This is a genomic window from Ruegeria haliotis, assembly GCF_013377785.1.
Lineage (GTDB): Bacteria > Pseudomonadota > Alphaproteobacteria > Rhodobacterales > Rhodobacteraceae > Ruegeria > Ruegeria haliotis.
The window spans coordinates 86,787-113,540 of the sequence record NZ_JABXWT010000015.1 but is presented as its reverse complement, the minus strand read 5'-3'; the positions used below and the strand labels follow the sequence as shown (position 1 = coordinate 113,540).

The 26,754-nt window shown below is 58.8% G+C and carries 29 protein-coding genes; 8 read left to right on the top strand and 21 right to left on the bottom strand.

All coding sequences use genetic code 11. The features are described from left to right. Positions 1-203 precede the first annotated feature (203 nt). Positions 204-659 carry a redox-sensitive transcriptional activator SoxR gene (gene soxR / locus HW561_RS19145; RefSeq protein WP_176866976.1) on the bottom strand — a complete coding sequence of 152 codons (456 nt, stop codon included), beginning with the start codon at positions 657-659 and terminating at the stop codon, positions 204-206. An 86-nt stretch (positions 660-745) separates the two neighbouring features. On the opposite strand from soxR, the gene HW561_RS19140 reads away from it, so the two are divergent. The 3 genes from HW561_RS19140 to HW561_RS19130 all read left to right on the top strand — a co-directional run bounded on the left by HW561_RS19140 (position 746) and on the right by HW561_RS19130 (position 2,840). Continuing rightward, positions 746-1,126 carry a VOC family protein gene (locus HW561_RS19140; RefSeq protein ID WP_176866975.1) on the top strand — a complete coding sequence of 127 codons (381 nt, stop codon included), beginning with the start codon at positions 746-748 and terminating at the stop codon, positions 1,124-1,126. 233 nt (positions 1,127-1,359) lie between these two features. Further along, positions 1,360-1,830: a transcription elongation factor GreA gene (gene greA, locus HW561_RS19135; RefSeq protein WP_176866974.1), complete on the top strand. Its 471-nt coding sequence runs from the start codon at positions 1,360-1,362 to the stop codon at positions 1,828-1,830. A 14-nt stretch (positions 1,831-1,844) separates the two neighbouring features. Continuing rightward, positions 1,845-2,840, top strand: coding sequence for a hypothetical protein (locus tag HW561_RS19130; protein WP_176866973.1), 996 nt, complete (start codon positions 1,845-1,847; stop codon positions 2,838-2,840). Here HW561_RS19130 and HW561_RS19125 read toward each other — a convergent pair. The 6 genes from HW561_RS19125 to HW561_RS19100 form a co-directional block, all read right to left on the bottom strand. Beyond that, positions 2,837-3,430, bottom strand: a complete 594-nt coding sequence (locus HW561_RS19125) for a GNAT family N-acetyltransferase (protein ID WP_328803307.1) — start codon at positions 3,428-3,430, stop codon at positions 2,837-2,839. The genes HW561_RS19130 and HW561_RS19125 overlap by 4 nt on opposite strands. Next, positions 3,427-5,502 carry a molybdopterin-binding protein gene (locus HW561_RS19120; RefSeq protein WP_176866972.1) on the bottom strand — a complete coding sequence of 692 codons (2,076 nt, stop codon included), beginning with the start codon at positions 5,500-5,502 and terminating at the stop codon, positions 3,427-3,429. The genes HW561_RS19125 and HW561_RS19120 overlap by 4 nt, the downstream gene beginning before the upstream one ends. Continuing rightward, complete coding sequence (mobB, locus tag HW561_RS19115) at positions 5,499-5,990, bottom strand: molybdopterin-guanine dinucleotide biosynthesis protein B (protein ID WP_176866971.1); 492 nt, start codon at positions 5,988-5,990, stop codon at positions 5,499-5,501. Before mobB ends, HW561_RS19120 begins: the two co-directional genes overlap by 4 nt. Then, positions 5,987-6,631, bottom strand: coding sequence for a molybdenum cofactor guanylyltransferase MobA (gene mobA, locus HW561_RS19110; RefSeq protein ID WP_176866970.1), 645 nt, complete (start codon positions 6,629-6,631; stop codon positions 5,987-5,989). The genes mobB and mobA overlap by 4 nt, the downstream gene beginning before the upstream one ends. Positions 6,632-6,689: 58 nt before the next feature. Continuing rightward, the gene (locus tag HW561_RS19105; RefSeq protein WP_176866969.1) at positions 6,690-7,643 is read right to left on the bottom strand and encodes an AEC family transporter; all 954 of its coding nucleotides are present in this window, start codon (positions 7,641-7,643) and stop codon (positions 6,690-6,692) included. 61 nt (positions 7,644-7,704) lie between these two features. Then, positions 7,705-8,601, bottom strand: coding sequence for a formate dehydrogenase accessory sulfurtransferase FdhD (locus HW561_RS19100; RefSeq protein WP_176866984.1), 897 nt, complete (start codon positions 8,599-8,601; stop codon positions 7,705-7,707). A gap of 49 nt (positions 8,602-8,650) precedes the next feature. On the opposite strand from HW561_RS19100, the gene HW561_RS19095 reads away from it, so the two are divergent. Both HW561_RS19095 and HW561_RS19090 read left to right on the top strand, forming a co-directional pair. Further along, complete coding sequence (locus HW561_RS19095; protein ID WP_176866968.1) at positions 8,651-9,367, top strand: AzlC family ABC transporter permease; 717 nt, start codon at positions 8,651-8,653, stop codon at positions 9,365-9,367. Further along, on the top strand, positions 9,364-9,696 hold the full coding sequence (locus HW561_RS19090; protein ID WP_176866967.1) for an AzlD domain-containing protein: 333 nt from the start codon (positions 9,364-9,366) through the stop codon (positions 9,694-9,696). The genes HW561_RS19095 and HW561_RS19090 overlap by 4 nt, the downstream gene beginning before the upstream one ends. On the opposite strand, the gene HW561_RS19085 is transcribed toward HW561_RS19090, so the two are convergent. From HW561_RS19085 to HW561_RS19055, 7 genes are all read right to left on the bottom strand, one after another. Further along, on the bottom strand, positions 9,685-10,317 hold the full coding sequence (locus HW561_RS19085; protein WP_176866966.1) for a hypothetical protein: 633 nt from the start codon (positions 10,315-10,317) through the stop codon (positions 9,685-9,687). The genes HW561_RS19090 and HW561_RS19085 overlap by 12 nt on opposite strands. 18 nt (positions 10,318-10,335) lie before the next feature. Then, on the bottom strand, positions 10,336-10,470 hold the full coding sequence (locus HW561_RS19080) for an aa3-type cytochrome c oxidase subunit IV (RefSeq protein WP_176866965.1): 135 nt from the start codon (positions 10,468-10,470) through the stop codon (positions 10,336-10,338). Between the two features lie 67 nt (positions 10,471-10,537). Continuing rightward, positions 10,538-11,098, bottom strand: a complete 561-nt coding sequence (locus tag HW561_RS19075; RefSeq protein WP_176866964.1) for a hypothetical protein — start codon at positions 11,096-11,098, stop codon at positions 10,538-10,540. Then, a complete protein-coding gene (locus tag HW561_RS19070) occupies positions 11,085-12,923 on the bottom strand; it encodes a glycerophosphodiester phosphodiesterase family protein (RefSeq protein WP_176866963.1) in 1,839 nt (612 codons plus the stop codon). Before HW561_RS19070 ends, HW561_RS19075 begins: the two co-directional genes overlap by 14 nt. A 56-nt stretch (positions 12,924-12,979) precedes the next feature. Further along, on the bottom strand, positions 12,980-13,432 hold the full coding sequence (locus tag HW561_RS19065; protein WP_176866962.1) for a DUF6173 family protein: 453 nt from the start codon (positions 13,430-13,432) through the stop codon (positions 12,980-12,982). 4 nt (positions 13,433-13,436) lie between these two features. Then, a complete protein-coding gene (locus HW561_RS19060; RefSeq protein ID WP_176866961.1) occupies positions 13,437-14,483 on the bottom strand; it encodes an MBL fold metallo-hydrolase in 1,047 nt (348 codons plus the stop codon). Continuing rightward, complete coding sequence (locus tag HW561_RS19055; RefSeq protein ID WP_176866960.1) at positions 14,483-16,186, bottom strand: acyl-CoA dehydrogenase; 1,704 nt, start codon at positions 16,184-16,186, stop codon at positions 14,483-14,485. Before HW561_RS19055 ends, HW561_RS19060 begins: the two co-directional genes overlap by 1 nt. Before the next feature lie 137 nt (positions 16,187-16,323). On the opposite strand from HW561_RS19055, the gene HW561_RS19050 reads away from it, so the two are divergent. Next, the gene (locus HW561_RS19050) at positions 16,324-17,274 is read left to right on the top strand and encodes an L-threonylcarbamoyladenylate synthase (protein ID WP_176866959.1); all 951 of its coding nucleotides are present in this window, start codon (positions 16,324-16,326) and stop codon (positions 17,272-17,274) included. Here the strand turns inward: HW561_RS19050 and HW561_RS19045 are convergent, their stop codons facing one another. Continuing rightward, positions 17,275-17,829, bottom strand: coding sequence for a YqgE/AlgH family protein (locus tag HW561_RS19045; RefSeq protein WP_176866958.1), 555 nt, complete (start codon positions 17,827-17,829; stop codon positions 17,275-17,277). Positions 17,830-17,985: 156 nt separating this feature from the next. Between HW561_RS19045 and HW561_RS19040 the strand changes: the two genes are divergently transcribed. Both HW561_RS19040 and HW561_RS19035 read left to right on the top strand, forming a co-directional pair. Further along, positions 17,986-18,786, top strand: a complete 801-nt coding sequence (locus HW561_RS19040) for a protein-disulfide reductase DsbD domain-containing protein (protein WP_235962986.1) — start codon at positions 17,986-17,988, stop codon at positions 18,784-18,786. Between the two features lie 4 nt (positions 18,787-18,790). Next, entirely contained in the window at positions 18,791-19,240 is a 450-nt protein-coding gene (locus HW561_RS19035; RefSeq protein WP_176866956.1) for an NUDIX hydrolase, read from the top strand. On the opposite strand, the gene HW561_RS19030 is transcribed toward HW561_RS19035, so the two are convergent. The 6 genes from HW561_RS19030 to HW561_RS19005 form a co-directional block, all read right to left on the bottom strand. Then, the gene (locus HW561_RS19030; protein ID WP_176866955.1) at positions 19,207-22,608 is read right to left on the bottom strand and encodes an efflux RND transporter permease subunit; all 3,402 of its coding nucleotides are present in this window, start codon (positions 22,606-22,608) and stop codon (positions 19,207-19,209) included. The genes HW561_RS19035 and HW561_RS19030 overlap by 34 nt on opposite strands. 5 nt (positions 22,609-22,613) lie before the next feature. Continuing rightward, entirely contained in the window at positions 22,614-24,062 is a 1,449-nt protein-coding gene (locus HW561_RS19025; RefSeq protein ID WP_176866954.1) for an efflux RND transporter periplasmic adaptor subunit, read from the bottom strand. Between the two features lie 106 nt (positions 24,063-24,168). Next, the gene (gene moaB / locus HW561_RS19020; protein ID WP_176866953.1) at positions 24,169-24,711 is read right to left on the bottom strand and encodes a molybdenum cofactor biosynthesis protein B; all 543 of its coding nucleotides are present in this window, start codon (positions 24,709-24,711) and stop codon (positions 24,169-24,171) included. A gap of 6 nt (positions 24,712-24,717) precedes the next feature. Continuing rightward, positions 24,718-25,338: a LysE family translocator gene (locus tag HW561_RS19015; RefSeq protein WP_176866952.1), complete on the bottom strand. Its 621-nt coding sequence runs from the start codon at positions 25,336-25,338 to the stop codon at positions 24,718-24,720. Further along, entirely contained in the window at positions 25,335-25,934 is a 600-nt protein-coding gene (locus HW561_RS19010) for a metallophosphoesterase family protein (protein ID WP_176866951.1), read from the bottom strand. Before HW561_RS19010 ends, HW561_RS19015 begins: the two co-directional genes overlap by 4 nt. Then, on the bottom strand, positions 25,934-26,698 hold the full coding sequence (locus HW561_RS19005; RefSeq protein WP_176866983.1) for a uracil-DNA glycosylase: 765 nt from the start codon (positions 26,696-26,698) through the stop codon (positions 25,934-25,936). The genes HW561_RS19010 and HW561_RS19005 overlap by 1 nt, the downstream gene beginning before the upstream one ends. Positions 26,699-26,754 lie beyond the last annotated feature (56 nt).

The following is a 26,754-nucleotide window of genomic DNA, read 5'->3' as shown; positions in this document are numbered from 1 at the left end:
ATCCCGCAGGACCAGCCCCCACAACAACAACATCATATTCCATCGCTTCGCGTTCAATCTCGGCCATCGTGGGCTCCTAAGCTAACTTTCCGAATTGGCGCTCTCAGTGCATGGTCTGCGCAATTTTGTTTCACGGCTGATTACCTGTTGGAAAAGGTATTGGTCAATCGAAACACGGCGTAACAACGCCGCATTGCGGCAGTTTATCCCTCTGGCGCGTCCCCCATGAGGTATCTGGGACCGCTACCATGGGATTTAGCGCGATCATCGGGGTTGTAGAGCGCGCATTTTGGCAAGCTGAGACATCCACATCCGATGCAGCCATCCAGATTATCGCGCAACCGCATCAAGGTGTCGATTCGCTGATCCAGATGGGTGCGCAACCTGATGCTGATATCTTTCCAATCTTTCGGCGTTGGGGTGCGGTTTCCGGGCAGATCGGACAGAACCTCTCGGATTTCGGGCAGGGTCAGACCGAACTGCTGGGCGATCATGACAAAGCTCAACCGCCGTATGTCGGCCCTTTGATACCGTCGCTGCCCTCCCGCATTGCGCCAAGGCGAGATCAACCCCTGCGCCTCGTAGTAACGGATGGCCGACACCGCCAAACCGGTGCGTCGCGCCAATGCGCCAATCGCCAACCCTTCGGAAACAGCCATGAGCCCTCGCAGAAATACCTTGACCTAAAGTTAGGTTTAGAAACTACGGTGAGTCGGGACAAGCCTGAAAATGAAAAGGAGATCCCATGATGGCCACGCTTGAACACACCAATTTCACTGTACGTGATCCAAAGGCCTCGGCAGCCTGGATGCAGAAAGTGTTTGGCTGGAAAACCCGCTGGGAAGGCCCCGCGATCGCCGGTGGTTACACGGTGCACGTTGGCAGCCCGCATACTTATCTGGCGCTTTATGCCCCCAGCGACCCGAAACCGTCAGGCGAAAGCAGTTATGACATCGTAGGCGGGTTGAATCACGTCGGCGTCTTGGTCGAAGACATCGACGCAACCGAGGACAAAGTCCGACAAGCCGGGTTCAAGCCGCATAACCATGCGGATTACGAGCCGGGAAAAAGGTTCTATTTCGAGGACGATAACGGCATCGAATTCGAGGTTGTTCAATATGATTGAGATGTTGTGGCTGTGCACGCCGCCACACCGCTGGCGGCGAGACAAGCATTCGGAACACCGCCAAAGGTGGAATTCCAAGCCGCCAGACCGGCGCTAAGCCGCAAATTGAACAGTCGGCATCCTGTGGCCTCTTGCAATTCACGCGCCATTTGGGTCAGGTATTCAACGACCCATCACTCGCCCCGACGCTTTGTGCGGCGGGGCGACTCAATTTATGCGTGGACGAAGAGAATATGGAAAAATTTCCAATGACGCCCGCCGGCTCTGCCGCGCTCGAGGCGGAACTGAAAAACCTCAAATCCGTCGAGCGTCCGGCAGTCATCGAAGCGATTGCTACGGCACGGGAACTCGGTGACCTTAAGGAAAACGCCGAATACCACTCGGCCCGCGAAAAACAGGGCTTTATCGAAGGTCGCATCAAAGAGCTGGAGGGTATCCTGTCGCTGATCGACGTGATCGACCCTGCCAAGCTGTCCGGCGCAGTCAAATTCGGTGCCAAGGTCACGCTGGTGGACGAAGACACCGATGAAGAAAAGACCTGGCAGATTGTCGGCGAATACGAAGCCAACATCGAAAATGGATTGCTGAACATCAAATCACCCATCGCACGCGCCCTGATCGGCAAGGACGAAGGCGACAGTGTCGAGGTCCGAACCCCGGGTGGGGTACGGTCCTATGAAGTTCTGAGTGTCAAATACGCCTGACCGGAGCACGTGTCATGTCAGGGTCCAAGCCTGATCCAGAAACCGAACGGCCAACCTCGCTGGGCATATATGATCGCCCCCTGGTGCCGTCCGTGAGCGGGATCGAGATTGCCGCACTTGTGCTCAGCCTGATCTGGCTGGTTGTGTCCGTCGTGTTTCTGGTTCTGCCGGATCAGGGGCAGGGCAGTGGTTTTATCGTGACATTTCTGGCGGTGTTCATGCCCGTGGCTATGATCTGGGTCGCGGCCACAGCCATGCGGGCCAGCCGGGTTATGCGCGAAGAAAGCGCAAGGTTGCAGACAGCTATAGACGCGATCCGCAATACCTATGTGATCCAGCAACAGCGCGCAGCCAGCACCTATGAGCCCGCTGTCAGCAAAAAACTGGATGAAATTGCGGAAACTGCAAAAAAGACTGAAGACGCGCTGGCGACCTTCTCCTCCAAGCGCCGTGAGCCGGCAAAAGTGACGGTGCAAGAGTCCGGCCCGGGCGATCAGACCTCGTTGGAGCTTGGCACGTCCGCCGAAGAGATCGCACCACCCCTGACCACTGACATCTTCATCCGGGCGCTGAACTTTCCGGAAACGCAAGATGACACCGAAGGGTTCAACGCGCTGCGAAGGGCCTTGAAAGACAGGAAGGTCGCGCAATTGGTTCAGGCCTCGCAGGACGTTCTGACCCTGCTCAGTCAGGAAGGCATCTATATGGACGATCTGCGTCCTGATATGGCCCGGCCCGAAATTTGGCGCCAGTTCGCGCATGGATCTCGGGGCCGTGCGGTCGCCGCGTTGGGCGGCATTCGAGACCGGTCTTCGCTGGCACTGACTGCGGCGCGGATGAAACAGGACCCGATTTTTCGCGATGCAGCTCATCACTTCCTGCGGCGCTTCGACCATATGATCGTCGAATTCGAACCTCATGCCAGTGACTCGGAACTGACCGATCTGGGTGAGACCCGCACCGCGCGGGCGTTCATGTTACTGGGGCGTGTGGCTGGCACGTTTGATTAATCCCGGGTGACCGCCCAGCTCATTTTCGTGGCGCTATTGAACCCAAACAGATGCTTGAATGGTCCGGTCTGCTCTTGCTTCACCGGACGGAATCCTTCGCGTTCGTACAAGGCTCGCGCGCGTGGGTTGGTGTCGATCACATCCAACTGAACCTGAGTCATGCTCATGCGCTGCGCTTCGGCCTTTATGGCAGACAACAATGTAGTTCCAATGCCTTGCCCGCGCGCCTCTGCCTGAACGAAAATACCGTCCATCTGAAATACACCGGGCTGCAGATCGCGTTCCAGAACACTTAGGACCAACCCCCGCCATACCGCACCGAACCACCCATAAACGCGCGCCAGATCGGACATACTGCCACCGGCCAACCCACCGTCCTGCGTCTTGAACCCCGCAAGTCCCAACATCCGCCCGGCCGGGTCGCGGGCAACCAAAGCAAAATCGGGATTCAGCGCCAGTTCGAAAAATTCCAGACCCTTTTCATCTGGCCCCATAACCTTGTGCAACTTGGCCGAAAACGCCTGCCAGAACAGGGCCGCCACCTGGGGCCTTTCTGCCGGGCGGAACCCATGTGAAACGGTTACGGTCACAGGCCAAAACTTCCGTAGGGAATAAACCGCACAAGGTCGCCGGGCCTGACATGCCGCTGGCCATCTTCAATTTCGACCAGCCCTTCAGCCCAGCTAAGGCCACTGATGCGACCCGAGCCTTCGGAGTGAAAAACCTCGGCCCGACCATCCCGAATGCGCGCGCGCAGATATTCCCGGCGCCCCGGTTTCTTGCGTTTCTCGAAGGCCGCCGGAACGTCAAAGCCCTGTGGTTCAGACCAACCCTCGCCAGACATCAAACCCAAAGCCGGACGAGCAAAGATCAGTGTGCAGACCATCGCCGCGACCGGGTTGCCCGGTAGGCCAAAAACCGGTGCACCCGACCACATGCCCAAGGCAAGCGGGCGTCCGGGTTTCAGTGCGATCCGCCATTCCTGCAAAGCGCCAGACTGCCGCAACAAGGCGGATACGTGATCTTCATCGCCGGCCGAAGCTCCGCCACTGGTCAGGATCACGTCTGCCTTTTGCGCCGCTTCATCCAGGCGCGCGCTCAGCAATTCACGATCATCTCCGACGCGGCCCATGTCGACCGGGACAAAACCCATACGCTCAATCAGGGACAGCAGCATCGGACGGTTCGCGTCAAAGATCTGCCCCAACCCGGCACATTCGCCCGGTTCGACCAATTCATCGCCCGTAGACAGGACCGCAACGCGCAGGGGTTTGCGCACCGGGACGTCAGCAATGCCGACGGCAGACAGCAGAGCGAGATCAGCAGACGTCACCTTGCGCCCTGCCGGTAGGGCCATGTCGCCTTCAACAACATCCTCACCGGCGCGCCGTGTGTTAGCACCCCGCTTTAGGGGGCCGTGAAACGCGACATGGTTATCCTGAACCGTGACATCTTCTTCCAAAATGACCGTATCCACGCCTTCTGGCAGCGCCGCGCCGGTTAGCACACGCAGCGCCCGACCTTCAGGCACCTCACCATCGAACGGGATACCTGCCGCTGCGCGCCCATCGACCAGCGGCAATATCCGAGGCCCTTCCGGTACCGCGCCTGCAAATCCATAGCCATCTACCGCCGTGTTGGGCTGAGGGGGATTGGACCGTTTCGCAAACACGTCCTCGGCCAGAACCCGACCACAGGCCTGCATCAGCGGAACATGCTCGGATGCCGTAATCGGGCGCAACCTTTCCTGCAGCAGGGCAAGTGCCTCGTCGACCGGCGTCCAGTTCACCCCCGCAGGCAACGCGAAACAGTCGTTTCGTAAGGGCGGTGGCGCTATGTTCGGTTTGTCCTGAGATACACCCAAAATCCAACCTTCCTCTGCCGCTGAAACGTCCAATTGCCAGCACAAATCCTCATCCGACATTTTGGCCAGATTGCAGGCCACCTGCTCGACCTGCCATGCGTCTTTTATACGCCCTTCCGGTGCGGCACCCAAGTTCAGGGAAGGCCATATTTCGACAAAAGCAACCGGCTTATCCAGACGCTCGAATGGCCAAATCGCAACTTGGTTTTCAAAATGCCGCCGCAACCGAGCCAATACAGAGATGCCCGTCATGATCTGCCCGCCGACCGCACCTGCACCGCCCATTTGCCAGCAGGTGAAACTGCCCTTTGCGTCTGGTGCTGTCTCAACCGCTCGCCGCTCTGGGAACGGGTTGTGATAGTCCCTCTTGTTCTTGGCCAGCCCTGGAATTTCGCGTTTCAGCCCGTTGAACCAAAACGGGCCTTTCCCGCCAAACTGCCGGTTGATCTCTCCAGCCAGATCAAACCGATTGTTTGCCCCGGGTTCATCATCAATCCGCTCCTCAAACCAATCCCAGAGTTTCAGCGGGTCATCCGAGCCGGTCAGGGCACGGGCAAAGCCTTTTGGATAGCCAAACGGGAAATCGTACCCCAAACACAAGCGGCGACCGGCAGACAGTTCTTCGGCAATCAGGTCATGCAGCCAGGATTCAGCAATTGTCCGATTTCTCAAATATTTCGACTCATGCACCGAAGCTTTGCGCACAACACACGCCCAAATCGCATCCTGACGGGGGGTTGGGCCGGTATCATTTCCGCTTGCCCAATCCACCATGGCGAATGTGTCAAATACGGTCACAAACCGACCTCTTGCAGAATGAAATCCGCGATGCGGCCTGTATCGTTCAGATCAAAGACCGGACGGTCTAGTTCCAGCGGCGTATCACTGGCCACTGCGTGAATTGTTTCGTCGCAAGTAGCGATCAACGGATTTCCGGGTTCAGCGCGGAACGCTTCGACCTTGGGGTGGCGCGCGCGCTTGTATCCTTCGATCAGCACCAGATCGACAGGGGACAGGCGCGCCAGCAACGCATCCAGCGTCGGTTCTGCGGCGCCCCGCAGTTCCTGCATCAATGCCACACGCTGTCCAGAGGCCAACAGCACCTCACTGGCCCCCGCCAGCCGGTGGCGATGACTGTCCCGACCGGGTTGATCAACGTCGAATGCGTGATGGGCGTGTTTGACGGTTGAAACGGTAAATCCGCGCCCGGTGATCTCGGCCACCAGACGTTCCATCAACCCGGTTTTGCCCGCGTTTTTCCAGCCGGTGACACCATAAACTCTCATGCCTGTTCCAACATCTTTTTCGCACGTTCCAGATCATCGGGCGTATTAACGTTGAAGAACGGATCGAACGGATCCGCCGGGAACAACGCCTCGCGCCCGCCATGTTGATCGGTCCACAAAACAACCTTGCGCAGCCCGTCCGTTAGAGCCGCCCGCAGGTCATCCCGAAGAGCGACAGGCCAGAGACCAAAAGTCGGATGCCGGTTCACCTTTTTGCCGCCCCCAGATTTCAACGCTTCGTCGCCGGCCCGAGGAGTGGTTGCCAGCACCAAAGGGTGCGCCTGCCCCGCAGCAGCCTGCACCAGTCGCTCCACCAGGTTGTGTGGAAAGAACGGCGTGTCCGCTGCAGCAGTGACAATGCAGTCCCCGCCCTGCTCTGCCGCCCAGTCGAGACCCGCCAAAACGCCCGCCAATGGTCCAGCAAACCCTTCGATCGTATCCGGGATAACCGGCAGACCCAGATCAGCAAACCGTGCAGGATCGCCATTGGCGTTCAACGCCATCGCATCTACCTGAACCCCAAGCCGTTGGATCACATGGCTTAGCAGATTTTGCCCGCCGAGCTGGAGCAATCCCTTGTCTCCGCCGCCCATGCGGGTGGCCAGCCCGCCAGCGAGGATTACGCCCAATGGCTGTTTCATCTGGTGATCCCGATCAATTGTTCACGCCCTTAGATTTGCACGGCACCGTAGCGTGTATTCAGCTCAGCTGGAATGCCGATGGGTAAAGGTGATGCAGAATATACAACCACATAACCAGGGTACCGATCGAAACAAGTGAAGTGACCGAGACAGTATGCGCAGCCAGTTCCGCCCTTTGGTCGTAATGTTTGGCCAAAAGGAACGCATGCTTGGCTGTTGGCACCGCAGCCGACACCGTCGCAGCAACGATCCAGAGCGGTGTCATGCCCAACGCGTCGGCCATCACAAGAACCAGACCCGGCAGCAGGATCAGTTTGATCGTCGAGGCACCCAGAACATAAAGCCCAGTTTGCCTGATCGCCCCAAGCCGCGTCGCAAATCCAATTGCAAAAAGCGCTACAGCCGACAAGCCTTGCCCCAAAATCTGCAGATAGTCGGCCACGATGTCAGAAAACCCAATCCCAGACAGCGAATACAAGACGCCCAGAAAGGCGGATAAGATGATCGGGCTTTTCAGGGCGTTGAATACCAGCGTCATCAGTCCAACACGGTTCTGATCCTGCGCCGAGGTGGCGTTTTCCAACATCACCGTGACAACGAACAAGAGCATCGCAATCACCACGATCGAAATAACCGCCGGAAGCGACCCCTTGGAGCCGAACAGAGAGTGCAAAACCGGCAAAGCCACCAGCCCCGCGTTCGAGGCGATGGACAGATAGGCCAGCATCGTCGCCTCGCCTGCACTCCATCCCATCACGCGGCGGATCAAAATGTATAGAACAATAAACAGGCCCGCCGTCACCCCACCGAAGGCAATCAGAAAGCCATAGTTCAACAGTTTGCTGAACTCTTCCTGTCCGATCAGCATGAACAGAAGCGCCGGTATCAGAACATACACCGCGAACTGCACAAGCACATCAGCCAGTTTTTCATCAAATATCTTGGTGAGAGAAAAGAGATAGCCAGTGGCAATGACGCCAAACACTGGCGCGATCAGGTTAACAAATTCCAATAGCTCTGCCTCCAAATTCGCCCATATTCAGCAGTTCATCCGTAAAACCTGCCATGCGGGCCTATGCCTCATCAGAGGCGCTTTTCCTGCGGTGCTTCTTGCCCTCAACCGCGACCGTTGCCGGGTCTGCGTCCCGGACCAAACGATCCTCGCCCGCCAGACACACAAAACGCTGCCCCCGCATCCGACCAATCAGGGTCAAACCAACCTCGCGCGCGATCTCGACACCCCATGCCGTGAACCCGGACCGCGACGCCAGTACCGGAATGCCCATCATCGCCGTCTTGATCACCATTTCAGAGGTCAGGCGCCCCGTGGTGTAGAGGATCTTGTCGTCTGCCTCTTCGTTTTCGGACAACATCCAGCCTGCGATTTTATCCACCGCGTTGTGGCGGCCCACATCCTCCATATAGACCAGCGGGCGGGTTTCGCGGCACAACACGGTACCGTGGATCGCCCCCGCCTCCAGATACAGCGATGGCGTACGGTTGATCTTTGCTGCCAGATCATAAAGCCAAGAGGTCCGCACCGAGACCTGTGGCAACCGCACGTCCTCGAGCCCTTCCATCATATCGCCGAACACTGTGCCCACGGCACAGCCACTGGTACGCGTCTTTTTCTTCAGCTTGTCTTCGTACGAGGTCTCACGCGCGGTGCGGACCACGACCGTCTCCAGATCATCATCGTATTCGACCCGCGTTATCTCATCGTCGGGAAGCAACATGCCCTGATTGCGCAGAAAGCCCAGTGCTAGATAATCTGGGTAATCGCCGATGGTCATCGCCGTCACAATTTCCTGCGAGTTCAGGAATATCGTCAGCGGCCGTTCCTCGACCACCGAGATCTGGCTGAGTTCACCATTCTGATCGACCCCCTCGACCGCGCGGGTCAAGCGTACCGCGCCGGGATCAGGGGCGATGATATAGTCCGAGACATCGAATTCCGTGGCCAATTGCAACCCTTTCCCAAGACCGCTACTGCTGCTGTCAGCACCATAGGATTTAGCCATGGCATTCACCACATCCAAGTCATACTTCTGGAAGGGTTTTCGCGACGGGTCTCCGTTCATCTTTGTGGCCATCCCTTTCGGCACCCTGTTCGGCGTGTTTGCCACCGAAGCCGGGCTGAGCATTATTCAGACCATGGCTTTCACTGCGACCGTGTTTGCCGGCGCTGCGCAATTCGCGGCACTTCAATTGCTACAGGAAGGTGCGCCAACTGCCATCATTCTGATCTCGGCGCTGGCGGTGAATTTGCGAATGGCGATGTATTCTGCCTCTCTGACGCCGTATCTGGGGGCCGCGCCAATGTGGCAACGCGCGATTGCCGCCTATCTGACCGTTGACCAATCTTACGCCTGTTCAATCGTGCGCTTTGAGAAAGAACCGGACCTGAGCATACCACAGCGGATGGCGTATTTCTTTGGCTCAGTGACGCCGATTACGCCGCTTTGGATATTCAGCACCTATCTTGGCGCAGTTCTGGGAACACAAATCCCCGAAAGCTGGGCGCTGGACTTTGCTCTGCCGATCACCTTTCTGGCCATGATCGGCCCGATGATGCGAACCCCGGCCCATGTGGTCGCTGCGCTGGTGGCCATCGTAGTCTCGCTGCTGATGGTCGCCATCCCCTTTAATCTGGGCCTTCTAATCGCAGGCTGCGCCGGGATGATGGCAGGGGCACAAGCCGAGGCAATGCTGGAACGCAGAAAGGTCAGAACATGACACAAGTGAATCCCGTAACCATCTGGACCATTGTCATCGGTCTGGCCATCGGCAGCTTTGCCCTGCGTTTTGTCTTCATCGGCTTTGTTGGGGACCGCCCAATGCCGCCATGGCTACTGCGTCATTTGCGGTACACGGCGGTGGCAATTCTTCCGGCGCTCATCACACCGCTGGTTGTCTGGCCTACCGCAACAGGTGGGCAGCTGGACATGCCCCGCATGGCCGCCGCAGCGGTAGCACTGGCGGTCGGGGTGATCACCAAGAACGTTCTGGCAGCCATCTTCACCGGGGCTGCCACGCTCTATGGACTATTGTATTTACTGGGTTGAAGTCCCATCCAACTGGTTGAGGCGTGCATTGTTGGCAACCAGACCTTTTTGCAGGTCCGCGTCATCATTCTCGCGATACTCTTCCGTGACGACGCCGGGGATCTGCCCAAACTGCTCTGACAGTTTTACGGGGAAAAAGGTGACGTTAATCTGCTCGAACCCAGGTATCTGCCGCAAAATCTGTGCTGTCGAATTTGCGCAGTATGACCCAGGAACGGGGCCTGCCTGCTTGGCCAGTTGATACGCAATCTCTGCCTGTTGCCGGGACACCTGGATCGTCTGAACCCGGGCATAATGCGTTTCGCGGGCATGCGAACTGCGATAGGCCTGCTCAACCGCCGGCGTGATCCCATACAGGACATCGTCCCTGATTGGCACAACATCTGCCCGAAACGACCCCGCAGGATCAAAGATCACCCGCTCGCTGGCACCAATCATCAACGAGGTATGCGCGCCTGATCCGGTGCGGGTGTTGATCATGGTGTATAGGGTCAAGGTCGATGGCCCCGGATCGCTATAGGATCGGGACACAATCTCTGACTGATCCGCCTGAGGACGCTTGGAGACTGCACAGCCTGCTACTGTTGCTGCCAGCAGGCAGGCAATCAAGATCCTGAACACATCCGCCCCCAATAGTGCTTAAGCTGCGAAGACTGCCAGGAACAGGCAAAGGAAAATGATAGCAACCGCACACCATGTGGTGGCTTTGATGAAGCCATCAAAGGTTTTGGTTTGAACGGTGATGTCCATTTCGCCGTGTTTGTGTTCAGCCATGTGTCAAAGATTCCCAATTCGCGTGTTTATCCGTTGGATAATGGAAAATGCGGGGCCTGTCACCACGTCATTCGCGCGCAGGGGCACGTTCTCCGAAGACGGAACAACCAGCATAGCCGAACCCCCACCGCCACGGCAGTCCGCTGCAGGGCCCACCGCCAAAACGGACCGCGCCGAACATGGCATCGGCCGTGATCGAATGAATGGACCTGATCTGCTCGGGCGTCATGTCATACCGGCGCGCATAGTCTTCGGCATGGGTATCACCATGCGCAACAACACAAGCGCGCAAGGTCTTATCCGCGGACAGACGCGCGTCATAGCTGTCTTCAGCCCGCAGCGCGCCACCAGCGTTATGATAGGCCCGGTCATGGATCACACAGCAGTCCTCCCACGGCGGTTGCACTTCATACAACTCACCAATCTGGGGAAACGTGTCGGCCACCCATCGCCAGCTGGTCGACAAGCCACCGGAACAGCCGTCGGTTTCAAATGACGTCAATCTGGCTTCGCCCCTTTGCGCAATCAGGGCACGGTGGGCGGGCATCTCGACATTTCGCATCAGGTCCTGCGCCGACGCAGGCGACGACAGAGCAACAAGGATCAGCACCAGATTACGGGCTAGCATCGCGCATCGCCTTGGTATCAACCTGCATGCCGAATGTGGTGGCAAGCCACAGCAGCAACCTCTCACCCGGGCCCATTTCGGCGCGGACACGCAGAACTTCTTTTGCCATGGCCGGGCGATCTGTGATCAACCCGTCAACGCCCATCGACGCCATAGCAGACATCTGCAACGGATCATTCACCGTCCAGACGTAAATATCCTTACCAGCTTCGTGGACCGAGCGGATCAGCCCCGGCGACGCCATCGACGCGTTCACGGCGACAAAATCACCTTCGAGACCCGACAAATCTCCGACGGCTGTGGCGGCAAGTACACCTGCACGCCAATCCGGGCGCAAGGTCTTCATCTTTTGCACAGCCGGGTATTTCAGCGACATGGTGGCGATGTCGTCCTGCATGCCCAGTTCCTCGACCAGATTAGCCACCCGGTTTTCAAGGTCCACGTCATGACCGTAATACTTCAATTCGATAATAACTTTGGCCTTGCCCTTGGCCGCCAACAGCACATCGCGCAAAGTCGGCGTGCGTTCCGAGGCATATTCAGGCCCAAACCAGCTGCCGATATCAATCTCGGCCACATCCTCCATCGTGGCATCCCAGACCTTTAGGTTCACACCCGCAAGCTTCATGAAATCACTGTCATGGGCAACGATGATCACATCATCCGCCGTTTCCTGCACGTCGATCTCAACCCAGTCAGCGCCGTCCTCAATCGCCTTGAGAACCGAAGCCATGGTATTCTCGGGCCGTAATGCCGCCGCCCCGCGGTGACCTATGACATCCGCATGATCGGGCGCCTGGACACGTGCTAACAAATCCTGCCCAAACCACAGACCGATCAGCAAAGCGACTACTGCAGCGCCTACTGTCGCAAACATCGGCACGCGGATTTCTTTCGGTTCCGCGTGAGGGAAATCCTTTGCCTTGGTGTCGAAGAATCCATCCAACAAAACAGCCAACGCACCCAAAGCAGTGGCCGCCAGTATCAAACCCGCCAAAGACCACAGCGCCGCTACGATCAGGCTGAGCATCAGGGCAAATCTCAAATTCACACCCTCTTGCAGCGGCACAAGTGCGAACAGCATCCCCGCCATCGCAGCGATCAGTGCCGCAATGAAAAGGCGCAGACCCAGCCACAGGGCCAGTTCGATCTTGAGGCGCCCCCGCTTTCCGTCCATCCGCCGCGCGCTTTCGTCAAAGGCCGCCTTGGGCGCGCATTGTTCAAAGATGACCAGATGCAAGGCCAGCGCCCAGGCCGAAAGCCGCCGGATCAAAATCCATGCCAAGGTCAGAACGATAAATCCGATCAGAACCACGGCGACCCAGAAGGCCGGCGGGTGGAAGGTCAGGTAGTAGTTGATGTCATATTCGGTCAGGGTCCACCACGCGATCAGACCGGACACTGCCACGAAAGGCAGTGCCAAAATCAACACACGCAGGATGAACCGCACCGCAAACCCGAACAACGCAGGCAGCCGGGACAGGATCAGACCAATAGCAGAGCCGCCCGCGCGCCATGGGTCGCGCTCGCCCATGCGCAGTGACCCCGCCATGACAGAAAAGACGAACACTTCGGCCATCAAAAACAGGCTGAGCACCACAATGGCCGCAAGAAAACCCACAGGCGAAAGCAGGAACATCGCAATGTCCTGATCCGTCAACGCCGTCTGACTGGACAGCGACACCGCCAGATTAACCGCAACCGCAACACCCGGAGCGATCAGCGCAACCAGCAGCAACCGGACCGCGATATATATGGGCACAAACACCCGTCGCCGCGACCAAGCCCCGGCATAGGCATTTGTAACGGCTGAGAAATAGCGCACGCTGGGGCCTCCTGAATGATGAACTCATTCAAGGCTGCGAAAGCGTGAATTGCAAGTCAGCTTTCTTCCAAATCCGCCGCCAACCGAAAACCGATGCGGTTTGCGGGTTTATCTTCGACTGATTTGGGCAAAGCGCGCAACATCACGTTCAACTGGCTGACATGCTGCACCAACTGAGTGCGCGCGCCCGTCCCGTCAGAGCCGTAAAAAGTTATGATATCAGGATCGAAATAGCCCATCCCCTCAATCCGCATCACACCGGCGTCGCCGCCGGTAAAGCCCATGGCGACCTCGTGATCACCATCCAGCGTCTTTTCGAAGTTCTGGATATAGAGGATCAAGCGCTCATAGGCCCATTGCGCCGGACTTTTGGTCTCGACAGGTTGTTGTAACGGCTTCGGCAGATCCTTTGAGCCGGATTCCTCTTTTGAATTGGCATGCACTTCGTAACAGCGCGGCAGGGCTGCCGCTTCGGCGGCCTCGGCCGAGGTTTCGATCTGGTCCTGCATCTCTTTATCCTTTGCGCTGAAAGGTCCACGCCCCGTCCGCGCGTCGTGATCGGGTTACAGCCTCAATGTGGTAGAGATGGTTCAGGTGTGCAACCGCTTCGACCAGTGCGAGGCCATATTCGCCTTCCCGAATTGAACGCTTGAACAGCGGCGCAAAACACTCGGCCGCAGCTTTGGGCTGGTCCAGATGCGCCAACAGGCGTTCCAGCGCGCCGTGATGGTTATCCATCAACTGCTTCATCCGCAGTGGCAGGCCTGTGAAGGGCAATTTGTGGCCACCCAAAACCAGATGATCAGGACGCGCCAGCGCCTTAAGCCGCTCGCACGCCTCCAGCCAGCCAGCCACAGGATCGGCCATGGGTTCAGTGGCATAGACACCCAGATTTGGACTGATCGAGCTGATGACCTGATCGCCAGTCAGTACGAGATTGTCGTCACGGCTCCAAAACGTCGCGTGTTCAGGTGCGTGGCCATTGCCCATATGAACATCCCAAGCACGCCCGCCCATGCGGATCACATCGCCCTGTTTGACGCGGGTGAAACCCAGCGGCATCGGATAAACGGTATCAGCGAAATTGAACGGGCGGTCCGCCATCCGTTTGGTCAGAACCTCGGGCGCCATACCTGCGCTGCGATAGAAATCCAAAGTTTCCTGCGGCCAGCTGTCCTGCGCATCCAGCGTCAGCATGCGGGCAAACAGCCAGGCGGTGCGGCTCGCGACCAACTCGGCGCCATGCGCCGATTGAAACCAACCCGCATTACCAACGTGATCAGGGTGATGATGGGTGACGACGACCCTATTCACCGGCTTGCCTGCAAGCGGGCCCGACATCAGCGTTCCCCAGATGCCACGGGTCTTTTTCGACGACACACCGGTGTCGATTACGGTCCAGCCGTCCCCGTCATCCAGCGCATAGACATTGACGTGATCCAGCGCCATCGGCAGCGGCAACCGTATCCACAACACACCCTCTGCGACCTCGATAGCTTCGCCCGACGCCGGAGGCTCGGGCCATGGATATCGGATCGCGGGGGACTGCACGTCATCCATCACGCGACCAGATCATCCGCAGTCAGCGCAAACAGGTCGTCCGCACCATTCTGTGCTTGAACAAGCAAGCCTGCATGCTCTGGCAGCAATGCGTTGATGTAGTACCGCGCCAACTTGGCCCGCGCCCCATCCGGTTCAGCCAGCGCCGCGGACAGGTGGTAGTGCCCACCCAACACGCGCGCAAAAGCATGGAGATAGGCCACGGCCCCGACAAAGCGATTGTTCATGTCGCCTTGCGACACCAACCATTCCGTTGCCTCACGCAGGGTTTCGGTGGCCTCCCAAACCGGGCCAGCCAGATCGGGCATGGTCGCTCGGGCTTTTTCCGCCTGATCCTCAATTTCATCAAGCAGGCGCGAGGCCGCCTCGCCCCCGTCCATCATCTTGCGGGCAACAAGGTCCATTGCCTGAATGCCATTGGTTCCCTCGTAGATCGCGGTCACTCGGGCATCGCGGTAATACTGCGCAGCACCGGTTTCTTCGATATAGCCCATGCCTCCATGGACTTGCACACCGGTTTCAGCCACGCGCATGCCGGTCTGCGTTCCGAACGCCTTACCAATCGGCGTCAGTAGCGCAGCGCGCGCCGCCCAATCCGCATCACCCGTCGCTTGCGCCATATCGATAGCTGCGGCGTTGGCCAGCATGATCGCACGGGCCGCAAAGACATCCGCGCGCATTTCGGTCAGCATCCGGCGCACATCCGCGTGGTCGATGATCGTACCCGACTCCGTCTTGCCCTGCTTGCGCTCCAACGCATACGCCAGCGCATGCTGATAGGCACCTTCTGCTGACCCGACGCCTTGTCCGCCAACACCCAGACGCGCGTTGTTCATCATGGTGAACATCGCCGCCATACCGCCGTTTTCCTTGCCAACCAGCCAGCCGGTGGCACCATCATATTGCATCACGCAGGTCGGCGAGCCGTGAAGTCCCATCTTGTGCTCCAACGACACCACTTTCAGATCATTGGCGGCACCAGGATTTCCGTTTTCATCCGGAAGGTATTTCGGCACCAGGAACAGGGATATGCCCTTTGTACCTGCGGCGGCATCAGGCAATCGCGCCAGCACAAGGTGGCAGATGTTTTCACAAAAGTCGTTATCACCCCATGAGATAAAAATCTTCTGGCCAGTCACGGCGTAGGTGCCGTCACTATTTGCTTCGGCTTTGGATGTCAGCGCGCCAACATCTGATCCGGCTTGCGGCTCGGTCAGGTTCATCGTGCCCGCCCACGCCCCCGACATCAGATTGGGAAGATACAGCGCCTTGATCGCTTCACTTGCGTGATGCGCCAGCGCTTCAATCTGACCCTGACTCATCAAGGGTGCCAGTTGCAGCGACAGGCAAGCGGCGCTCATCATCTCGTTCACCGCGCTGGTCACTGTCATAGGCAAGCCCATACCGCCGTATTCCGGATCACCGCTCATCCCGATCCAGCCACCCTCGGCAATCGCTTTCCAACCACCGGCATATCCCGGCGACGTACGCATCACGCCATTTTCCAGCCGCGCGGGTTCTAGATCGCCGGGGCGTTGCAGCGGGGCCAGTACTTCTTCGCACATCTTGCCGGCTTCGGTCAGGATCGCGCTGACGACGTCCGCAGTGGCATCAGCGAATGTTTCGGTCTCAGCGACTTGATCAAATCCAACCACATTGCGGAGCAGGAATTCGTAATCTGAGATTGGGGCGCGATACGGCATGGCTTCCCTCGGGGCTATCTGAATGGTTTGCGCAGGTGGGCTTGGAATCTCGGGTCTGCGCCGGTATGCATCTGGGCTTGGATGAATTACCTACTCTTCCCAATGTTGCAAGCAACCAAAACGCGGCGTCACCAGACATGATCTCTATCGGCACACACGACTTGACCGCAGACCCCGCCGGTATTGCCTATGCCGCAGATTTGTTACGCCAAGGCCTTCTGGTCGCGTTCCCCACCGAGACAGTTTACGGCCTGGGCGGCGATGCCCGCAATGGACAAGCCGTCGCCGGGATTTATGAGGCCAAAGGGCGGCCCAGCTTTAACCCGCTGATCGCTCATGTCGCCTCGGTTCAAGCGGCTCGGCGGTTCGTCGAATGGTCCGACATGGCCCAGCAGCTGGCCGATGCCTTCTGGCCCGGCCCTTTGACGCTGGTCCTACCGCTACGCGACGGGCATCGGATTTCGTCGCTGGTCACCGCCGGGCTGGACACGTTGGCCGTTCGGGTGCCCGCTCATCCCGCCGCGCGATTGCTACTGGCCGAATTCGATGGCCCGGTGGCAGCGCCCTCCGCCAACCCATCAGGCCAGATCAGTCCAACCACCGCAGATCATGTCCGCGCAGGCCTTGGTGGGCGTATCGCTGCGATTCTGGATGACGGCCCCTGCGGCGTCGGTCTGGAATCAACCATTGTTGGCCTCGCCGGAGAACCGGCGCTGCTGCGCCCCGGCGGCGTGGCACTGGAGCAGATCGAAGACGTCCTGAAAACGCGATTGCATCTGCATCAGTCTGGCGACCTGTTGACCGCACCGGGACAGTTGCAATCTCACTATGCGCCTGACGCGCCCGTGCGTTTGAACGCTGGGGTTCGTCAGGGAGATGAGGTCCTGCTGGGTTTTGGGTCCGTCGACTGCGACCTGAACCTGTCATCCACGGGCGACCTGAGCGAAGCGGCCGCGAATCTGTTTGCAGCGCTACACACACTCAACAAAACCGGTCGCCCAATTGCCGTATCCCCGATCCCCGATCACGGTCTGGGCGCAGCGATCAACGACCGGCTACGCCGCGCCGCAGCCCCAAGGGACAGCTGATCAGGCGCGACCTGCGGTGGCCGAAAGGGTCAACGGGTCGACCCCAAGCGTCGCCAACGCGGCCTCCCACTTTTCGTCATCCGGCACATCGAATACCAGTTTCGATGTCGCTTCGGTCGTCAGCCATCCGTTCATCGCAATCTCATCCTCAAGCTGATCGGGCCCCCAACCGGAATACCCAAGTGTCAGCATCGAGTTCAGCGGCCCCCGGCCCGAAGCCAGATCTTCAAGCACGTCGAGCGTCGCCGTCATGCTGAAATCATCCGAGATCTGCATCGAGTGCAGATTGGCCTCATAGTCCGCGCTGTGCAGAACAAATCCCCGCGACATCTCGACCGGACCACCAAAATGGACCAGACGCTCTCCGACGACCGGAATCCGACAGGGTATATTCAACTGACCCAGCAAAGTTTTAAGCCGTAAATCCGACGGTTTGTTGATGATCAAACCCATCGCGCCGTCGCCGCCATGACTGCACATATACACGACCGAATGATCGAAACGTGAATCGCCCATGCCGGGCATCGCAATCAACAGTTTTCCAGTCAAATCCATGGGCTGTATCTCTTGCACTGTTCCCTTCAACAATGGCCCCGCAGCACCGGGATTGGCAAGGGATCAGCCGATATTTCGCCAGATTTCATTTCGGTGACCCGAACGTGACTTGGAATCCCGGGCCGCACCGCGCATTTATAAGGTATGATGACTTTCATGAGACCCGCCGCTGCCCTTCTGACAGCCTGCCTGAGTTTTGCTACACCCGTTTCTGCGCAAGGCTTCGATGGCGTTGTTCAACTGGACATTCTTGATGGTGGCCGCACGGCCAATGGCACCTATCTGGGAGCACTGCGACTAACCTTGAAAGACGGGTGGAAAACCTACTGGCGCGCGCCCGGCGACGCCGGTATCCCGCCGCAATTCGATTGGGGCGCATCGGGTAATGTCGGTGATGTCGCGATTACCTGGCCTGCGCCGGAAGTCTTTGATCAGAACGGCCTGCAGTCGATCGGTTACGCGAATCAATTGGTACTGCCGGTCGAGATCACTCCGAAGAACCCGACCAAACCGGTGCGTCTTCGCGGAGAGATGGATCTGGGCGTTTGCAAAGATGTCTGTATCCCCGAACGGCTGGATTTCGATCACACGCTGGATGCCGACGCAGCACGCAACCCCGCCATCGCAGCGGCGTTTGCTCAGCGCCCCTATTCCGCCCGCGAAGCGCGCGTGGCAAAAGCCAGCTGCCATCTGACACCCACAGCCGACGGAATGCAGATCGAAGCCCGCGTGACCATGCCTTCGGCCGGAGGGCGAGAGGTCGCGGTGATCGAACCGGGCAACCCGGCGCTCTGGGCGTCGCGGCCTGATACCGAACGGCACGGCGATACCCTGATCGCGCGGTCCGAGATCATCAATGCCTCGGGCGCGCCCTTTGTGCTGGACCGATCCGAGATCCGGATAACGGTGTTAGGCGCCAAGCACGCCGTGGACATCCAAGGTTGCAGCGCAGGCTGATGGCATGAGCCAAACTCCGAAGATCGGCGCTCTGGCCGTTGTTTTGCATCAGGATCAGGTTCTGTTGGTTCAACGCAGCAAAGAACCAGATTTGGGACTTTGGGGGTTTCCCGGCGGTCATGTCGAATGGGGTGAAACCGTCCTGCAGGCCGCCCAACGGGAATTGCGCGAGGAAACCACGGTGATCGCCATCCCCTCGCGCTATCTGGACAATCTGGACCTGCTGCGCTGGGATCAAGAGGGGCAGGTTGTTTCCCACTATTTACTTGTCGGGGTGGCTTGTGATTATCAGGCCGGTGAGCCAACGGCAGGTGATGACGCGCTGGATGCCCGCTGGTTTCCTTTGGATCAAATACGTCAAGGCGATCTGCCGATGAGCGCGCGTGTCGTTGACCTGCTGGAACATGCCTTGCGCGCAGATCAAGCGCCAACCCGCCCCTTGAGGCGCACGTAAAGCAACCCGGACAATACGACGCTCAGGACCACAATCGGAACGGCCCCGGCGAGAAAGGCCCCAAGGCCCATTTGCAGCGCTGCGATGCCGTCCTCTCCGGGATACAGACCGGACAGAAGCGCAGCCGGCGCATCAGTCAACAAGGGCCAAACCATCGTCACTCCGAACCAGATCAGCAACGCCAAACCGGTTGTGGAAAGCGCCCCCTGAACGACCCGGTCCGGTGCCCGGAATGCGCGGCGCATGGCCGTCATCGGGCGGGATACGTCATTTAGAATAGCCAGCAAGGCGGGCACCAGGATCAAAACCAGCAACATCCCGAATCCGAGTCCATAGACCAACGTGATCACGGTCGGCTTGAGAAATTGAGCCTGCTGCGAACTTTCGTAAAGCAGCGGCGTCAGGCCAAGCACAGTGGTCAGGGTGGTCAGCATAACGGGCCGCAAGCGGTCGGCGGTCCCCTCGACGATAGACGGGACCAACCCACGCTCTTGTTGATATCCGTCGATGGTCGTCACCAGCACGATGGAATCGTTGATGATGATACCGGTCATCCCCAACAGGCCCACAACTGTGAACATGCTCAGCGGTACGCCCCAGATGTAATGACCCCAGATGGCCCCAACCAACCCAAACGGGATGATCGCCATGACAACCAGGGGTCGTGTCCAACTGGCAAAAACCCAGGCCAGAACCAGATAGATACCCGTCAGGCACAAGATCAGGCCAGTGCGTGCTTCGGACAGGAACTCATCCTCCTGCTCGCTGAGACCTGCCATGGTCCATTCTACCTGTCGCTCAGCCGCGATGTTGGGCAAAATCTCTTCTTGCATCGCCCGCTCGATATCCGCCGCTCGCGCCGGGTCATCTTCCGAGATGTCGCCGTTCACCGATATCACCCGCAAGCCATTTTCGCGCCGCACAGTCGAGAATCCCGACTTGCGCTCGACCGAGACGATGTCGGCAAGCGGCACATAGACGCCATCGGGCGTCCGCATCAGCGTCCCTTCGAGGAAATCGGCGGTCAACTCACCTTCGGGCAATTCAACGCGGACTTCTGCACTACGTGGACCATCGGGGAAGGTCGCCGCCTCGATCCCGTTCAGCCGGTTGCGCAGAACACGGCCCAGCGTTTCGATTCTGAAGCCCAGCGCCTGACCCTGTGCGGTCAGGTCCAGAATGAACTCTTCCTTGTCGTAGGCCAGATTATCCTCGAGCGCTGACACCTCAGGGTATTTTGAAAGCTCAGTCTGCAAATCCTCAGACGCGGCCTTGAGTGTGTTTACATCAGCGCCGGAAAACTGGACGTCGATGGCATCACCGCCAGGCCCCGAGCGCCAGCCGCGAAAACTGAGCAGCTCGACCTTGGGGTGGCGCGGCACGAAATCCTGCAATTCACCCACAAACTCGAAGCTGGAATAGGGGCGCAGGTCGGCATCAATCAACTCGATGGAAATGCCGCCCAGCAGATCCTGATCCTTGCCGTCGGCGGCGGCCAGGCCGAACCCGGCGCTTCCGCCCACTTCGGCCAGAACATAGTCGATGGGATTGCGGCCATGCCGGTCTTCGTAGATCTGGCCAAGCTCATCCGTTGCACGCTGTAATTGGTGCATCATTTCAATCGTGTCGGCGCGGGTTGCACCCTCGACCATGATGAAATTGCCGGTGACCGAGCCACGCTCGGGCGCGTTGAAAAACCGCCAGTTCACATCGCCGCGGATGAACAGGGCAACTTGGCTGGCCAGGATCACGATCATCAGTGCCACAACCACATATCGCGCCCAGATAACCCACGCGATAAAAGGGCGGAACAAATGGTCGCGCACCCAACGGAAACCCCGGTTCACCACGCGATTTGGCCAGTCATACCAATGCTCTTTGGCCGAATGCGCGATGGCGTGAGCCATGTGGTTGGGCAGGATCAGAAAACACTCGATCAGCGATGCGATCAGGACGGCAATAACGGTGAACGGGATATCCCGGATCAACTCTCCGAACCGACCGCCAACGAGGGTCAGTCCAAAGAAAGCGATCACGGTGGTGATCGTCGCGGCAAAGACTGGCATCGCCATGCGCCGAGCCGCGCGTTCTGCCGCAACCACGGGTGGCTCGCCCAGACGTCGAGCCCGGAAATCGGCATGTTCGCCCACCACAATGGCGTCATCGACAACAATGCCCAGCGTGATGATCAGCCCAAACAAAGACACCATGTTGATCGACAAACCGCCAAGATACATCAGCGCAATCGCGGCCGACATGGCGACAGGAATACCAGCGGCAACCCAGAACGCGATCCGCGCGTTGAGGAAGAGGAACAGCAGACAGACGACCAGACCAAGGCCCATCAAGCCATTGTCGATCAGAATATCCAACCGGTCGGTGATGGCCTGCGCGCGGGTTCGGATCAGTTCAACGGTGACGCCCTCGGGCAGGCTGGCCTGCATCTCGGCGACGACGTCTTCGACCGTGTGCTGGATATCAATCGCATCGCCCAGATTGGATCGGTCAACCCGGATCGACATGGCCGGGTTGTCGCCCACAAAATAGCTGCGGTTGCGGTTCACGCCTTCGATCCGGATCTGCGCGACATCGCCAACGAACAGTTTGGATCCGTCTGCAAAATTTCGCAGCGCGATGCCTTCGATCTCTTCCGGAGTGCGTTTCTCTGCACCCGTGCGAATACGGGCATTTGCCCCGGTCACATCCCCCGCTGGACTGGCACTAACCTCGGCGGCAATGGCCGAGGCGATGTCAGACATCGCGATATCGTTGGCAATCAGCTGCGCGGTCGGCACCTCGACCACCACGCGCGGCGCGGCAAGGCCCCGGATCGTGGTTCGCGTGACTCCTACGGCGAACAAGCGGTTAATCAACTCATCCGTGAACTTGGCCAGCTGTTCGGGCGCGATCGGTCCGGTGACGACAACATCTGTCACACGATCCCGCCAAGCGCCCCGCCGGATCGTCGGCTCCTCGGCATCGTCGGGCAGGCTGGTTACGCCATCAACGGCTGTTCTGACTTCTTCAACCGCGCGGGACATGTCCCAGTTGGGCTCAAATTCCAACCTGATCCGGGCCGATCCCTCGCGCGAGGTTGTGTCGGTGCTGGCCACGCCCTCGACGGCCAACAGAGCAGGTTCCAGCACCTGAACGATGCCGTTGTCTACATCCTCGGGGCCCGCTCCGTCCCATTCGACATTAACGTCCACCCGTTCGAGGATCACATCGGGAAAGAACTGCGCCCGCATGTTTGGAATCGCGGCTGCACCCAGTACCAACATCACCAACAGCAGCAGATTCGCCACGGTCCGATGTCGGGTGAAATAGCTAAGAATGCCACTCGCCGCGCCGGGGATCTCGCGCATCATGGCGCTTAGCCCCCTGCCCGGTTTTCAATGCGCCGCACCAGAGATGCGGGCACTCTCGCCTCTTCAAGCTGGCCCAGCATCTGCGATTTCACGTCCTTCGACACCCCTTCGGATGCCTCGACCTGAGCCATCAACTGCGCCCGCTTCGCGTCGCTCAGTTCAACCATATCGGGTTCTGCGCTGGCTTCAACGCGTACAGGGCGCACTCGCACGCCCGAACCCAGCAGCGGCGTGCGACCAATCACAACCTCACGCCCTTCCAACCCCTCACCACGTATCAGGACTTCGTCGCCCTGACGGCGGATCAATAGCACGGGCAGTGTTTCAAGCCTGTCGTCCGCGCCCAGAACAAGAACCGTTCCCGATGCGTCCAACACCGAGGATGGCAGGCGCACAACAGCCTCCAACGGTTGTTCCTGAACTGTGACCGTTACGAAATCACCCGGTTTGAACCCCGGCGCATTGTCCAGACGGGCGTAAATCAACCTCCCGGTCTGCCCCGCACCGGCCGAACCGCTGTCTCGGCTGATACGACCAGTGGCCGTCAGATCAGCGCCCGTGACCTCCAGCGATATTGTCACAGGCCCGTTGATCAGCGCGCCGTCCTGATCCAAAAGCCGGACATACTGCGCGGTCGAAATCCGGAACGCCACTTCCAACGCATTGGGATCAACCAGCTCCGCCAGCTTTTCATTGGCGGCAACCAACCGTCCTTCGACCAGCGTCACATCGGTCAGTGTGCCACCAAAGCCAGCGCGGATGGTCATGTCATCCAGATCCCGCTCGGCCGCTTCCAGCGCAATACGTACCCGGGCAAACAAGGTTGTCGCCTGATCAACCCGAGATTCGGCCTGAGCCAGCGCAATCCTGCGGGTAAGTACCGATTGCTGAGCGGACGCGGCTGCCAATTCCGCCTCTTCCACACTTGCTGTGGCGCCGACGCCGCGGGACTCAAGATCGCGCTGCCTCTGCAGGGCCCGCTCGCGCAATTCGGCCTGCGCCTCGGCGGATTTCAATTCATCCTGCGCCAGCAGCAACGAGCGTTCTGCGTCACGCTCTTCGAACTGCGCGTCCAAAAGATCGGACTTGGCGCGATCCAGTGCGGACTGAGCATCTGCCGGATCAAGCTCGACCAGCATTTCACCGGCATAAACCGTGCCACCATCCTCAAAATCATCGGCCAAAGACAACACACGCCCACCAAGTGCGGCGCGCAGTTCCAGACGACGACGGCTTTGCACCTCGCCAAAGGCTTCCAGATAAGGCGTAACCGTTTCCAATTCCGCAGGTCTGACCGTAACCGCGAATATCCTCTCCCGCGCTTGCGGCGCCGCATTTTCGCGTTTCAACACGTCCTGCACCGCGCCAACGATCATTTGCGCGGCGACAAATAACAGAGCCAGCGTCAGGGACGCCAGAAAAACACCGACAAGACTCTGCCGTAAGAATCGCATTAATCACTCACTCTGGTTGCAATAGGCTGCCTTCCGCAAAATGTAGCTGGCGTGTGAAATATGCCAAGCCACAAAGCGGTTATGAGATATTGAACGTACGACCAGTCTACTTCCGTCGCAGATGTTCGTCCAATCTGGGCATTATTTCCACGAAATTGCAGGGACGATGACGGTAATCGAACTGTTTTTCCAAAATACCGTCCCAGGCGTCCTTGCACGCGCCGGGGCTGCCGGGCAGTGCAAACAGATAGGTGCCACCCGCCACGCCGCCCGTCGCACGCGATTGCACCGCCGAGGTGCCGATCTTTTCCATGGACACAATGGTGAAAACAGTTCCAAACGCCTCGATTTCCTTTTCATAGACGTCGCGGTGGGCTTCGACCGTCACATCGCGCCCTGTCAGCCCGGTACCGCCGGTCGAGATCACAACGTCGATCTCCGGGTCCGCAATCCAGATGCGCAGTTGATCGGCGATCTCGGCGCGCTCATCGCGAATGATCTTGCGACCCGCAACCGAGTGACCTGCCCGTTCAATGCGATCCACCAGTGTTTGACCCGAGCGGTCCTGATCCGGCGAGCGCGTATCTGACACGGTCAAAACGGCAATGCGGACCGGAATGAAGTCCATGGTTTCGTCAATACGCGACATGTGGCGTCAGGCCCTTTCCATGATGGCAAGCCGAATCGCGAGAGCAGTGAAAATGCCCCCGGTGACCCAGCCCATGATACGTGAGGCACGCGGGTTCGAGATCAGAACCCGGCCTGCGCCACCGGCAAAGATGCCGACCAAGCCGTTCACCACAATACTGCCCACCGCAAGAATCAATCCGAAAGTCAGAAACTGGATCAGAATTGAGCCTGAGGTCGGGTCAACAAATTGCGGAATAAAGGCCAGCACGAACAAAATGACTTTTGGATTGGTCAGGTTCACAATCAACCCGTCCCGAAAAGCAAACCGTGTGGATTTGCCCGGCCCTTCAGCCGACACAGCCCCGTTTCGAATGGTACCCCAAGCGAGATACAGCAGGTAGACAACACCCAACCAGCGGATGACATCGAACACCCAAGGTATGGTGGCGACCACCGCCCCTAGCCCCAGACCAGCCAACAAAACATGGACGAGCAATCCGACCGACACCCCCGCGCTGGCCAGAAGCGCGGGTTTCGCCCCGGACCTCAACCCTTGCCCGAAACAGAACATCATGTCCGCCCCGGGTGTGAAGTTCAGGGCTAAAGCGGCGGGCACAAAAGCCAGCAACGTTACCGTCTCTATCATTGGGCGACCTCGAACCAGTTTGGCCTCGGCCCCAGATTGGCGATTTGCGTGCGCCCGATTGTGCCGCGATAGCCCCAGCTGTCGTGAATGTGGCCGCAAAAGGCGAATCCCGGCTGTACCCGTTCGACTGCATCCCGCACCGCCACTGACCCCACGGACACACCTTGTGAGGTCGTATCGCCATACCCTTTCGGCGGGGAATGCACGATCAGGATATCTGTGTCGTCACAGCGATCCAGCATCTCGGCGGCTTCCGCCTCGGTCAGGTCGCAGGACCACTCGCCAAACGGCGTGGCAGGAACACCATATCCAAGGCCGAACAGGCGCACGCCATCCACGGTCATGCCCGCCCCGTGTAGAATGTGTACACCTTCAGGCGCGGCGTCCGTCAGCTCTCCGGCGCTTTCGGCGTTGCCGGGCACCAATACCAACGGCGCAGAGATGCCTGACAGCATTTGCATCGCGTCATCCAACCCTTGCCGCATGTTGCAGTAGTCCCCGGCCCCGATCACCAGATCCGCGTCGGCACTTGCGGCAACCAAATCCGCAGCCCGGTTGCGCGCCATGTGAAGATCAGAGAAAGCCAGGATATTCATCACACACTCTCCAGACGCGCCCTGAGTTCCAACAGGTCAGACCATGCCTGTCGTTTCATCTGAGGCTGGCGTAGCAGATAAGCAGGATGGAACATCGGGATAACCGGCAAGTCCAACGCCTGATCCCACTGCCCGCGCAACCGCGTGATGCCACGTTTACCCAATACCGCCTGACAACTGATATTGCCCATCACCACCAGCACCTCTGGCTTGGCTAATGCCACATGCCGTTCCAGAAACGGCTTCATCATGCCGATTTCTTCGGGCTTGGGGTCACGGTTCTGCGGCGGTCGCCATGGCAAGACATTGGTAATATAGACGTTCTCGGTTCGGTTCAGATCAATCGCAGCCAGCATCCGGTCCAGAAGCTGCCCGGCGCGACCTACAAAGGGTTTGCCCTCGCGGTCTTCATCCCGCCCCGGCGCCTCGCCAATGATCATCACCCGCGAACCCGGCGTGCCATCCGCAAAGACCAACTGCCGCGCACCACGTTTTAACTCGCAATGCTCGAACGCCTCCATCACCGCCCGCAACTGCTCCAGTGACTTGGCGCCTCTAGCCGCCTGTTCTGCGGCAGCTATTGGGTCAACCTGCACTGGTTTAACGGGTGCGCTTTGCGCCTGCGCGGGTTTCTTCGTCTTGGGGGTCGTATCCGGCAGCGCGTAGCGATCCACCGGGACATCGCCGATCGCGTCGGTCACGCCCAGTTCGACCTGCCATTCCAGCAGGGCCCGCGCCGTATGATAATCCAAAGCCGATTCCATACCTCTCAATCTAACCACCTTTTGACTGAGGGAAAGCGAATAGACCTTGCCATGGC